Annotated in this window: 12 protein-coding genes; 3 read left to right on the forward strand and 9 right to left on the reverse strand. The window is 36.6% G+C overall.

Translation table 11 applies throughout. The features are described from left to right. Nucleotides 1-2: 2 nt before the first annotated feature. The 8 genes from EXIGUO8A_RS14720 to EXIGUO8A_RS14755 form a co-directional block, all read right to left on the reverse strand. Nucleotides 3-2,381 (reverse strand): FtsK/SpoIIIE family DNA translocase, encoded by a 2,379-nt coding sequence (locus tag EXIGUO8A_RS14720; protein ID WP_159303722.1) that lies wholly within the window; start codon nt 2,379-2,381, stop codon nt 3-5. 63 nt (nt 2,382-2,444) lie between these two features. Then, entirely contained in the window at nt 2,445-2,810 is a 366-nt protein-coding gene (locus tag EXIGUO8A_RS14725; RefSeq protein WP_116772302.1) for a diacylglycerol kinase, read from the reverse strand. A 13-nt stretch (nt 2,811-2,823) separates the two neighbouring features. Continuing rightward, complete coding sequence (gene tpx / locus EXIGUO8A_RS14730) at nt 2,824-3,327, reverse strand: thiol peroxidase (protein WP_159303723.1); 504 nt, start codon at nt 3,325-3,327, stop codon at nt 2,824-2,826. A 121-nt stretch (nt 3,328-3,448) separates the two neighbouring features. Then, nucleotides 3,449-3,706: a DUF6952 family protein gene (locus EXIGUO8A_RS14735; protein WP_159303724.1), complete on the reverse strand. Its 258-nt coding sequence runs from the start codon at nt 3,704-3,706 to the stop codon at nt 3,449-3,451. Next, entirely contained in the window at nt 3,687-4,001 is a 315-nt protein-coding gene (locus EXIGUO8A_RS14740; protein ID WP_159303725.1) for a thioredoxin family protein, read from the reverse strand. Before EXIGUO8A_RS14740 ends, EXIGUO8A_RS14735 begins: the two co-directional genes overlap by 20 nt. A 69-nt stretch (nt 4,002-4,070) precedes the next feature. Continuing rightward, complete coding sequence (locus tag EXIGUO8A_RS14745) at nt 4,071-4,715, reverse strand: peroxiredoxin (RefSeq protein ID WP_116772306.1); 645 nt, start codon at nt 4,713-4,715, stop codon at nt 4,071-4,073. A 216-nt stretch (nt 4,716-4,931) separates the two neighbouring features. Next, on the reverse strand, nt 4,932-6,416 hold the full coding sequence (gene nhaC / locus EXIGUO8A_RS14750; protein ID WP_159303726.1) for a Na+/H+ antiporter NhaC: 1,485 nt from the start codon (nt 6,414-6,416) through the stop codon (nt 4,932-4,934). Nucleotides 6,417-6,491: 75 nt separating this feature from the next. Next, nucleotides 6,492-7,712, reverse strand: coding sequence for an aminotransferase class I/II-fold pyridoxal phosphate-dependent enzyme (locus EXIGUO8A_RS14755; RefSeq protein ID WP_159303727.1), 1,221 nt, complete (start codon nt 7,710-7,712; stop codon nt 6,492-6,494). 150 nt (nt 7,713-7,862) lie between these two features. Between EXIGUO8A_RS14755 and EXIGUO8A_RS14760 the strand changes: the two genes are divergently transcribed. Next, entirely contained in the window at nt 7,863-8,321 is a 459-nt protein-coding gene (locus EXIGUO8A_RS14760; protein ID WP_159303728.1) for an Lrp/AsnC family transcriptional regulator, read from the forward strand. A 49-nt stretch (nt 8,322-8,370) separates the two neighbouring features. Next, on the forward strand, nt 8,371-9,777 hold the full coding sequence (gene lpdA / locus EXIGUO8A_RS14765; protein ID WP_159303729.1) for a dihydrolipoyl dehydrogenase: 1,407 nt from the start codon (nt 8,371-8,373) through the stop codon (nt 9,775-9,777). An 88-nt stretch (nt 9,778-9,865) separates the two neighbouring features. Here the strand turns inward: lpdA and EXIGUO8A_RS14770 are convergent, their stop codons facing one another. After that, the gene (locus tag EXIGUO8A_RS14770) at nt 9,866-11,050 is read right to left on the reverse strand and encodes a heparan-alpha-glucosaminide N-acetyltransferase domain-containing protein (RefSeq protein WP_159303730.1); all 1,185 of its coding nucleotides are present in this window, start codon (nt 11,048-11,050) and stop codon (nt 9,866-9,868) included. 128 nt (nt 11,051-11,178) lie between these two features. Here EXIGUO8A_RS14770 and EXIGUO8A_RS14775 point away from each other — a divergent pair, with 128 nt between their 5' ends. Continuing rightward, nucleotides 11,179-11,715, forward strand: coding sequence for an NADPH-dependent FMN reductase (locus EXIGUO8A_RS14775; RefSeq protein ID WP_159303731.1), 537 nt, complete (start codon nt 11,179-11,181; stop codon nt 11,713-11,715). Nucleotides 11,716-11,728 lie beyond the last annotated feature (13 nt).

Genomic DNA, 11,728 nt, shown 5'->3' on the forward strand with positions numbered 1-11,728 from the left:
TATTATTCATTATCCAATATTTGTTGAAGGGCAACCATGTCAGCTACATATACTTGTCTGGCTTTACTACCTTCAAACGGACCTACAATTCCTGCTGCTTCTAATTGATCAATAATTCTACCGGCTCTGTTATAGCCTAACTTTAATTTACGTTGAATTAAAGAAGCTGAACCTTGTTGTGCAATTACAATAACTTCAGCAGCTTCACGGAACTTAGAATCCCTTTCAGACACGTTATTATCAAGACTCGTGCCAGAATCCTCGCCTACATACTCGGGCAGTTCATGAGCATCAGGATAAGCTCTCTGACTACCAATGAATTCAACTATTTTGGCAACTTCGGGTGTATCTACAAAAGCACATTGAATACGGGTGACATCATTACCTTGTGTAAATAACATGTCACCTCTACCGATCAATTGGTCTGCACCGGCGGTATCAAGAATGGTTCTAGAATCTATTTTAGAAGTTACCCTAAACGCCAACCTCGCAGGAAAGTTAGCTTTTATAATACCTGTAATTACGTTTACCGATGGTCTTTGCGTTGCAATGATCAAATGTATACCAATTGCCCTAGCCAATTGTGCTAACCTTGCTACTGGTGTTTCAACTTCTTTACCAGCAGTCATGATCAAATCGGCAAACTCATCTATGACCAGTACGATATAAGGCAAGAATTTATGACCGTCATTCGGATTCAGTTTTCTAGCCTTAAACTTGGTATTGTATTCCTTTAAGTTACGAACCATCGCCAATTTCAATAGCTCGTACCTGTTGTCCATTTCTATACAAAGGGAATTCAATGTGTGGATAACCTTAGTGTTGTCGGTAATAATAGCTTCTTCCGAATCTGGAAGTTTAGCCAAAAAATGACGTTCTATTTTATTATAAAGCGTTAGTTCAACTTTCTTTGGATCTACTAAGATGAATTTAACCTCTGCCGGATGCCTTTTGTATAATAAAGAAGTCAATACGGCATTTAAACCTACAGACTTACCTTGGCCTGTTGCACCTGCCATTAACAAGTGAGGCATTTTTGCCAAATCCACTACAAAAGTTTCGTTGCTAATGGTCTTACCAAATGCAATTGGCAATTCCATTTCGGCTTTCTGAAACTTGCTTGAAGCAATTACGGAACGCATAGAAACTATGGTGGAATTTTTATTTGGTACTTCTATACCTATAGTACCTTTGCCTGGAATAGGTGCAATGATACGTATACCTAAGGCTGCCAATGATAATGCAATGTCATCTTCAAGATTTTTAATTTTGCTTATTCTAACCCCAGCTTCGGGTACTATTTCATAAAGGGTTACCGTAGGACCAATGGTTGCCTTAATTTGGGCAATACCAATCTTGTAGTTTTTAAGCGTCTCTACAATTCTATTCTTATTTTCCTCTAATTCTTCTTGATTAATGGTAATACCACCAGTGGTGCCATGTTGGTCAAGAAGATCTATGTGAGGAAATTTATAGTTGCCCAGCTCTAGGGTAGGGTCAAACTCACCAAAATCGTCTACTAATTTGTTGGCAAGAACATCTACTTCTTCTGGTTCTTCTATAACTTGTTCAACCTCCATAGCCAAGGTTTCTTCCGGCTCAGGCTCTGGTACGGTGACTTCAAAATCTTTTGCTTTCTCCTCTTTTTCCAAATGAGGAATCTCTGTTTTATGTGTATAGGTATCAACCACCACCGGAGCTTCTTCCTCTAGTGAGGTGGATAAAATATCTTCTTGTTCTTTCTTCTTGTTCGCTTTGCGTTCTTGGTTTGCTTTGAATTCTGTGGAAATAGCTTCTTTTCTTGATTTAAAGAATGATGAAATACCTTCGGGAGTAACATCGAATAATTTTACTAAAATGAAAATGAGTCCGAATACCAATAATAGTAATACACCGATCTTACCAGCATAATCTTGTAAAAAGTCGTTCATTTCAAACCCTACCAATCCCCCTAATAACGGACTAGTGGTTGCAAAGAACCCTAACGCTATAGAAATCCAAATTACGAAAAGTAAACCCCAGATCCATTTTTTTAGCAAAGCCTTTAATGGAAGACCAAGAAAAAGGTAAATACCGGTTAAGCACACTAAAAATGGAAATATAAGCGAGGCAACACCAAAACCTCTATACATGAAAAAGTGGCTAATGCTTGCGCCAAATTTGTTAAGCAGGTTTTTGGCAAGTTCGTTTCTGTTCTTGAATTCAGACAATAGGCTCTGATCGTCTTGCCAGTTGAAGTAAAACGATATAAAAGAGAAAAATAGCGCAATACTAAATAGCATGAGCAAACTACCCAAAATAATTTTATTCTGTTTGGATAATTTAAACGGTGTGCGCTTTTTAGTAGGTTTTGGCTTTGATTTAGATGCCTTTTTTGCCATTAAAACTTAATTCTGGTGCTAAATTACAAATTTACGATGAGCTATGGGAAACAATGAACTTACCTAAAATATCTTTGGTAAATATATAATGAGACCTATTATGGTCGATGCAATGGAAACCAGCATAACTGCACCCGCAGAAATATCTTTAATGAAACCGATTTTCAAATCAAATTCGGGCTGAATATAATCTGCGATTTTTTCTACAGCGGTGTTCATTCCTTCAATTCCCAAGACAAGCGCTATTGCAAATATTTGAAGAATCCATTCTGTGCTTGAAATATCAAAGTAAAAACCAGCGGCGGTCATCACAATAGCAATGAATACCTGAATTTTAATACTTGCTTCGGTTCGTATTAAAAGTATGGCTCCTTTAAAAGCAAAACCAACACTTTTAATTCGATTGACCAAAAAAGATTCTTTGGGCATGAGTTTTTTATTATTAGTTCATCAATGCCTCTAATGCCGCTTTGTAATTAGGCTCTTCTGTAGTTTCGGCAACTTGTTCAGAATATAGAACACTTCCTTTTTCATCAACAACTACTACTGCTCTAGATAATAACGGAGCTAAAGGACCATCAGAAAATGCTACATTATATCCTTTACCGAAATTACCATCTTTAAAATCGGAAAGCATTTCTACATTTTCGATGCCTTCTGCACCACAAAATCTTGCCTGAGCAAATGGTAGATCTTTTGAAACACAAAGCACAATAGTGTTGTCCAATTCAGCAGCTTCTTGGTTGAATTGACGAACAGATTGTGCACAAGTGCCTGTATCTACACTTGGAAAAATATTTAAAACTACTCTTGAGCCTTCGTAATCAGAAAGTTTTACGGTAGATAAGTCATTCTTAGTTAATTCAAATTCCGGAGCCTTTTCACCATTGGCTGGTAAAGTTCCTAATGTGTGTATTTCGTTTCCTTTTAATGTAACCGAAGCCATAACTTTTGTCTTTTTATTATTGAGATTGTGAAATTATAAAATATAAAGTTGAAACAGGTGGGAATATGATAAAAAAAAGTCCTTTCATAAACGAAAGGACTTTAAACTTTTTTAAAAGCTTCTATTGGTCTATGGAGCCTAAAACACGCTTCATAAACTGATTCATAGCATCTTTTTTTGGCGTGCCCTCTTGTATGCTGTTTGAAACTTCTATGGCACCGTACATATTTGAAATAAGTTCGCCGATTACATCTAGTTCCTCATCTTTTAAGGAAGGTAACTCGGTTAACGCTTCTAAGGTTTCAATAGTCTCTAGAACGTAATCGCTATCTTTTTCTTCAATAAACTCTGTCAGTAATTTAATTATGGGTAATCTCACCGATCAAATCTTTTAATAGGTCATACTTATTTGTCTGTACCTGATTTTTTAATTTACCTGACTCAAAAGAAGCGAACGTAGGTAAGTTGCTTACATCTGCCAACTTTCTCGATTCAGGGAATTTTTCTGCATCTGCCAATACGAAAGTTATGTTTTCGTTCTGTGAAGCTTCTTTTTTGAATTTTGGCTTCATGATTCTGCAGTTGCCACACCATGTAGCAGAATATTGTACTACAACGTTAGGGTTGTTGTCAATAATCTCCTGTAAATTATCTTGTTCTAATTCTAATAACATAGCTTAGTTATTTAAGGATTAATAAAATGAACATGAAGTTCTAAACTTCATGTTCATTGAAAATTAGTATTAGTTAGCGTGAGCAGAAAGGTAGCTTGCAACACCGTCTCTATTAGCAGACATTGCTTCTTTACCTTCTTCCCAGTTTGCAGGACAAACCTCACCTTTTTCCTGTACATGCGTTAAAGCATCTACCAAACGTAAATACTCACCAACATTTCTACCTAAAGGCATATTGTTGATGCTTTCGTGTTGTACAACACCTTCTTCATCAATAATGTATGTTGCTCTGTAAGTAACGTTGTCACCTTCTACTTGTACAGTTTCCGTTTCTTCGTCGTAAACTTCGTTTTGGATATCCAATATTCCTAAAACGCTAGATAAGTTGCGGTTGCTATCTGCTAAAATTGGGTAAGTAACACCTTCAATACCACCATTGTCTTTGTCTGTGCTTAACCATGCGAAGTGTACTTCTGGGGTATCGCAAGATGCACCAATTACAATCGTATTTCTCTTTTCAAATTCGCCTAAAGCTGCTTGAAATGCATGTAACTCTGTAGGGCAAACAAAAGTGAAATCTTTTGGGTACCAGAAAAGAACCACTTTTTTATTATTTTTTTGAGCTTCTTCTAAAACATTAAGTTTAAAAGTATCGCCCATGTCGTTCATTGCGTTAACACTAATGTTTGGGAATTTCTTTCCTACAAATGCCATAATTTGTCTTTATTTTATAATTAATTATAAAGCAAAATTAAGACTTGTAAGAGGGTAAAGTGCCTTTCTAAATTAGATTTTTCAATAGTAGAATAACTATTTTGAATAGCGTAGCAGTTCACTTGTTTTTAGTGTGAATGACGTAAAATTTATACCCATAAATTATCACATTGGTAATTAAGAAGCGGTTATGCTGATAAGGTCAACTTTTTTATTTTAAGCCTTACCAGTAGCCAATTTTTTTATCTTAATGTTGAAGCCTGCAAAGATGAATGTCATTATAGGGCTCAGCCAGTTAAATATGGCATAAACAAAATATTCTGCCACGCCAACGCCTAGAACACCACTGTGGTAAGCACCACAAGTGTTGTAAGGTATCAATACCGAAGTTACGGTACCTGTATCCTCAAGTGTTCTACTTAAATTTTCAGGCGCTAAGCCTCTGTCTTTAAATGCTTTTGAGAACATTTTTCCGGGTACAACAATTGCCAAGTATTGATCGGATGCGGTTCCGTTTAAAACGATACAGCTAATACCTGTGCTAAAGAACAAGCCGAAGGTAGATTTAGCCATGCTCAATAATGATTTAGTAATTCTCGCCAAAGCTCCAATACCATCCATAATACCGCCAAAAAACATAGCGCAAATTATAAGCCAAATGGTGCCCAACATACCCGTCATACCTTTTGATGAGAATAAATCGCTTAAGGCTTTATTGTCCGTTGGGATATCAGTACTTACCGTAATCGCTTTTAAGATTCCCTGATAACCCGATTCAAAGTTTAATTCTGATGCCCCTGTAATCCCAGCAACAATTTCGGGTTGAAAAATTAAGGCAAATATTGCGGCTAACAACGTTCCGATCAATAACGCCGCCAATGGAGGAGTTTTTTTAACGATTAATGCAATTACGGCAATGGGTACCAAAAATAGCCAACCATTGATGTCGAATGAAGAATCTATAGAGGCTAAAATAGCATCTACATCGGCTTCACCACTAGTGTCTAAACTAAACCCGATGATTAAAAATACGATTAAGGTTACCGATATGGTCGGTACGGTCGTCCATAGCATGTATTTAATATGAGAGAACAGTTCACCGCCCGCCATGGCAGGTGCTAAATTTGTAGTGTCACTTAACGGAGAAAGTTTGTCTCCAAAATATGCACCGGATAATACTGCGCCAGCAGTCATTCCCAGCGAAATACCCAAAGCTTCACCAATACCGATCAATGCAATACCTACAGTGGCAGAAGTGGTCCAGCTGCTTCCTGTTGCTACCGAGATGATTGCACAGATAATTACACATGCCGCTAAAAATATTGTAGGATTTAATATTTGAAGTCCGTAATAGATCATTGCCGGAATAATACCGCTTACCAGCCAAGTTCCAGCCAAAGCGCCTACCATTAATAGTATAAGAAGGGCTCCTGTGGTAGATTTAATGTTTTCTTCCACTTCGGCGATCATTTGCTTGTAAGAGACTTTATTCATGAATCCTACAATGGCCGCAACGGCACCACCTACTAATAAAATAAATTGATTTGATCCGCTGAGCGCGTCGTCGCCAAATACGTAAACATTATATGCTAACATGGCAACTAGGGCTATTACAGGAACCAAAGCTGCAAAAATACTCAGTTCTTTATTGTCAACGATATGCTCATTCTCCCTATGCTCATTGGTATTTTGGTCAATCATTAAAACGTAGTTTGGTTACTTCGTAATATTACGATTTCTGCAACGGATGTGCAAACACATCTTGCAAATTAGAATTTATGCTTTTATGCTTGTGATATCCAGAATATTAAGATCTAAAAGACATTTTTTCATTAACCCATAGGTTCTTTTAATATCATCGTCCAGACCAATAGAAAATCTAATAAGCCCATTGCCTAATCCCATTTCCTCTTGTTCTTCTAAAGGAATTTCAGAAGATGTGGAGCTTCCGGGAGCACTGAACAAGGTTTTGTAAAAGCCCAGGCTAACAGCTAAATAACCTAGTTTTCTTTCTTGCATCAATTCCATAAGCGCATTTGCATTCTCCAAGCTTCCTACATCTATGGTTATTAATCCTCCATAACCATATTCCGTATTCATCTGATCACCCATGATCAAATGGCCTGGGTGAGATGGTAGCCCTGGGTAAACCACTCGTAATCCGTCCTTTTCAAAATTCTCCGCTAAAAATTGTGCATTTTCACTGTGTTTCTTCATCCGAATATGGAGTGTTCGCATATTTTTTAAAATAGATGCTGCGCGCATACTGTCTAAAGTACTGCCCAATAACATACCCGCCCCGTTATTTACATCTTTTAGGCTTAGGCAAAACTCCGTTGTTCCACAAACCACACCGGCAACGCAATCGCTTGTTCCGTTTATAAATTTGGTGAGGCTATGAATAACTATGTCGGCACCTAATTTGGCAGGGGAAATCGTTAAGGGTGAAAATGTATTGTCGACCACTAAGGGTAGTTCGTTTTTCTTTGTAATACGAGATAGGGCAGAGATATCTGCCACCTCTAAAAGCGGATTGCTGACACTTTCGCAATAAATCATTTTAGTACTTGGGGTAATGGCATTTGCTACAGTATCAAGGTCGGTAATATCTAGAAAGGTCGTTTTGATTCCGAATTTGATCAAGAAGTTTTTCATAAAGGCGTATGTGCCACCGTAAATAGTTCTACTGCTTATAATATGGTCGCCAGCATTACAAATTTGCAGAATTACCGCCGTAATGGCTCCCATGCCGCTCGCTGTAACATTTGCACTTTCTGTGCCTTCTAAAGCAGCTAGAGCTTCCCCTAAATATAAATTTGAAGGTGAAGAATGTCTGCTGTATAAATAGCAGCCTTCTGTATTTCCCTCAAAAGTGTCGAACATAGTTTTTGCGGATATAAAGGTATAGGTCGATGAATCTGAAATGGACGGGTTTACTCCGCCATACTCTCCAAAGTATTGTAAATCTTGTAGGTCGTTGCTATTTTTTTGGCTCATGGGTCGTTGTTTTCCGTAAAAATACTTTTTGAATGTAAAATTGTCAATAGGATAGTATTTTATTAGAATTTAAAACTATAATTAATCCAATAATAGAACTATATTCTATTATTGTGTATTTTGTAACAACTGAACAGAATTATATTCGTTATGAAACTTGATAAAATAGATAATAGCCTCTTAGGGTTATTACAAGAAGATAGTAAGAAGACCACTAAAGAGTATGCTTTAAAGTTAGGGCTTTCTACGACCGCTATTTATGAACGTATAAAAAGGTTAGAGCGTGCAGGAGCAATTAGAAGTTACGTAGCTTTAGTCGATAAAGCCATTGTAGATAGGAACTTTACGGTGTTTTGCCATGTGAAGTTAGTACAGCATGTTAAGGATAATATAGCACAATTTGAAGCTCAGGTAATGCGTTTGCAAGAGGTGGTAGAATGCCATCATTTAAGTGGTGATTATGATTACTTGCTTAAAATTCATGTAAAGGATATGGATGCGTACCGTCATTTCATGGTCAATAAATTAACGGCAATGAATCATATTGGAAGTACCCAAAGCTCATTTACTATAAAAGAGGTGAAGCATTCTACGGCTATACCCCTTTAAAACTAAAAATAGTATTAATTTTGTAAGACATTAGAAAATAAAAAATTTTATGGATCAATATGATGTAGCCATTATAGGCTCAGGACCTGGAGGATATGTCGCAGCAATACGTTGTGCTCAACTAGGAATGAAAACTGCAATAATTGAAAAATATTCCACTTTAGGCGGAACGTGTTTAAATGTTGGGTGTATTCCTTCTAAGGCGATGTTAGACTCTTCACATCATTATGAAGATGCCATTAAACATTTTGATGAGCATGGTATAGAGATTCCTGGTGAAGTAAAAGTGAACTTGGAAAAAATGATTGCTCGTAAGCAAGGTGTAGTTGATCAAACTACAAAAGGTATAGAGTTTTTAATGGATAAAAATAAAATTACCGTTTACGAAGGTGTAGGTAGTTTTAAAGATGCCACTCATGTAAATATCAAAAATAATGATGGAAAAACCGAAGAAATTGAAGCTAAGAATATTATAATAGCTACAGGTTCTAAGCCATCTACCTTACCGTTTATAAAACTGGATAAAGAACGTATTATTACCTCTACGGAAGCTTTGGAGCTTAAAGAAGTGCCAAAACATATGATTGTTATTGGTGGAGGTGTAATAGGTTTGGAATTAGGACAGGTTTATAAGAGACTTGGCGCAGATGTTACTGTTGTTGAGTTTATGGATCGTATTATACCTGGTATGGACGGTGCACTTTCTAAAGAGCTGACCAAGGTTTTGAAAAAGTCAAAAATGAAATTTGCTTTATCGCATAAAGTAAAATCGGTTGAAAGAAAAGGCGATCAAGTGGTCGTTAAGGCTGATAACAAAAAAGGCGAAGAGGTTGTTTTTGAAGGTGATTACTGTTTAGTTGCCGTTGGTAGAAAACCTTATACAGATGGACTAAATGTTGATGCTGCAGGTGTAAAACTTGATGATAGAGGAAAGGTAATCGTCGATGAGTATTTGAAAACGAATGTTGATAATATTTACGCAATTGGCGATGTCATTAAAGGTGCAATGTTAGCACATAAAGCGGAAGAAGAGGGTACTTTGGTTGCAGAACTATTGGCAGGTCAAAAACCTCATATTGATTATAACTTAATACCTGGTGTAGTATATACTTGGCCAGAGGTTGCTGCTGTTGGTAAAACGGAAGAGGAACTGAAAGAAGCTGGTGTGGAATACAAATCGGGTCAGTTTCCAATGCGTGCTTTAGGTCGTGCCAGAGCAAGTATGGATATAGACGGATTCGTAAAGATTCTTGCCGATAAAAACACCGATGAAGTTTTAGGCGTTCATATGGTAGGTGCGCGTGTGGCAGATTTAATTGCCGAAGCCGTAACTGCAATGGAATTTAGAGCTTCCGCAGAAGATATTTCTAGAATGAGCCATGCTCACCCAACATATGCCGAAGCGGTTAAAGAAGCGGCGTTAGCTGCAACAGATAATCGTCCTTTACACGTGTAAATAGATGACTTTGATACAAAGAAAAGGCAGCCAATTGGCTGCCTTTTTTAGTTTTGTAACTAGCTTAAATACTTCATTTGAATTGTGCCTAACTCTTAATTAGTCCTAAAATGCGCAATACTTTCTCGGTGATGGTTCTTAACATCTCAAAAAGTAAAATGGCTATTTGTTCAAGGTAAATACGGGTTGTAGATAAAAAGCTAGAGATGCTAGATTTGATTTCTATTTTATGTTTTTCATATTGTAGAGCAAAAAAGGTGCATACAATCATAAACAAAATTGCCCCGGGTATTACATAGTACGGATTTAAAGAGTGGTTAAAGAATCTATATAAACCAACACCTGTAAAGCTACCGTACAAAATTATAAAGTGAATGATGTAAATAGATAAAGTGCTTTGTCCAATTTTAAGCCATGTGGCATTCATTAAGTACTTTCTTAGCATAATGAATATAGAGAAGACAATGAGCACATCGCCCAAACGAATAAACAAGTAGTTGTTACTGAAAATGGACTGGAACAATTGTATGCCCGTTATATCGTAAATAGACATGAAAAAATCCGAAGAAAAAAATATAAGGATTAGCCCTGTGGCTATGTAAACCGGTACTATATAGTAATATAAGTTTTTGCTATTTTGAAATTTAGAAAATACAACCGACATAAAACTACCTATTGTTGCATAGCCCAACCATGGTATAATGGTAAAAACAGAGCCGTTAGCCTTGGTTAAATAGTTCGCAATGGCTTGTGGTAAAAACTCAAAACCCATTGTTTTGTAAATAGGTTCGAATATAAATAGCAGTAGGGTAGTGGAAGCTAATATGGTAGGGAAAATCCATTTTTGTTTTGCAAAGGTTAAAATGTAAAAACCAATAATAAACAATAGCGAAAGACCTATGCAATGCAATACGTCTACTAGGTAGAAAGAATCATAAATTTCACCTTTGAACAAGCCAAAGATATTCATGCGTAAAAGGTATGCAATGACCAATAATTCCAATCCCCGTTTTATGCCTTTTTTTACTCGAGGGTTACTCCATCCGGTTTGGGGAGATTTTATTAATAAGAATGTAAATATGAATCCGGAAACAGTGAAGAAAACCGGTGCTGTAATACCTCTAAAGTATTTCCATGTCGAGAATAGTATATTGGAGTTGTCTCTAAATGCATTGTCCAACAACCCGTCAATGAAATGACCTTGTAACATCATTAAGATGGCCCACGCTCGTATGGCATCCAAAAAAAACAATCTTGACTTAGAGTTGCTCATTATAACAATTATATCCTATATACTTATAAAACAGTAAGTTTGGATGTTTAAAGCAGTAAAATTAGATAAAATATTCTAGGGTTTACAGTATTTGAATTAAATTCGCAATCATACATAAAAATAGCCACATGAGTTACGTTTTAGCATTTGCAGGGAGCAATTCTTCAATATCCATTAATTATAAATTAGCAAAATATACTTCTACGTTAATTGGTGATACAGAGGTAAGGTTGCGAGACATGTCTAAATACCCTTTTCCAATGTACAGTCAAGATTCGGAAAAAGAGGATGGGTATTCTAACTCTTTAGTGGAGTTTAAGAATGAGATTAGTAATGCAAAAGGATTGATAATTTCTGTAAATGAACATAATAGTTACCCTTCGGCATATTTTAAGAATGTAATGGACTGGTTATCTAGATTGGACGTTAAGTTTTTAGCGGGCAAGAAGATATTGCTAATGGCTACTTCAAACGGTGGTCGTGGTGCTATTGGAGCACTAGAGGTTGCAGAAAAAATGATTGCTAGATTTCAAGGTACCGTTGTTGCTTCTTTTTCCTTGCCAAAGTATAGCGAGAATTTTGATGAGGAAAAAGGAATTACCAATGCTGAATTAGCAAAAGTACATGCTGAAAAAGTAAGTGCTTTTGTAGCAGCTATATCTTAATTGAAGTAATACC

This window comes from Maribacter litoralis (genome assembly GCF_902506355.1).
Taxonomy (GTDB): domain Bacteria; phylum Bacteroidota; class Bacteroidia; order Flavobacteriales; family Flavobacteriaceae; genus Maribacter; species Maribacter litoralis.

Bases quoted from the DNA above. Each gene is read 5' to 3' on its own strand.
- EXIGUO8A_RS14720 (WP_159303722.1), bottom strand. From the start codon at position 2,381: ATGGCAAAAAAGGCATCTAAATCAAAGCCAAAACCTACTAAAAAGCGC.
- EXIGUO8A_RS14725 (WP_116772302.1), bottom strand. From the start codon at position 2,810: ATGCCCAAAGAATCTTTTTTGGTCAATCGAATTAAAAGTGTTGGTTTT.
- tpx (WP_159303723.1), bottom strand. From the start codon at position 3,327: ATGGCTTCGGTTACATTAAAAGGAAACGAAATACACACATTAGGAACT.
- EXIGUO8A_RS14740 (WP_159303725.1), bottom strand. From the start codon at position 4,001: ATGTTATTAGAATTAGAACAAGATAATTTACAGGAGATTATTGACAAC.
- EXIGUO8A_RS14745 (WP_116772306.1), bottom strand. From the start codon at position 4,715: ATGGCATTTGTAGGAAAGAAATTCCCAAACATTAGTGTTAACGCAATG.
- nhaC (WP_159303726.1), bottom strand. From the start codon at position 6,416: ATGATTGACCAAAATACCAATGAGCATAGGGAGAATGAGCATATCGTT.
- EXIGUO8A_RS14755 (WP_159303727.1), bottom strand. From the start codon at position 7,712: ATGAGCCAAAAAAATAGCAACGACCTACAAGATTTACAATACTTTGGA.
- EXIGUO8A_RS14760 (WP_159303728.1), top strand. From the start codon at position 7,863: ATGAAACTTGATAAAATAGATAATAGCCTCTTAGGGTTATTACAAGAA.
- lpdA (WP_159303729.1), top strand. From the start codon at position 8,371: ATGGATCAATATGATGTAGCCATTATAGGCTCAGGACCTGGAGGATAT.
- EXIGUO8A_RS14770 (WP_159303730.1), bottom strand. From the start codon at position 11,050: ATGAGCAACTCTAAGTCAAGATTGTTTTTTTTGGATGCCATACGAGCG.
- EXIGUO8A_RS14775 (WP_159303731.1), top strand. From the start codon at position 11,179: ATGAGTTACGTTTTAGCATTTGCAGGGAGCAATTCTTCAATATCCATT.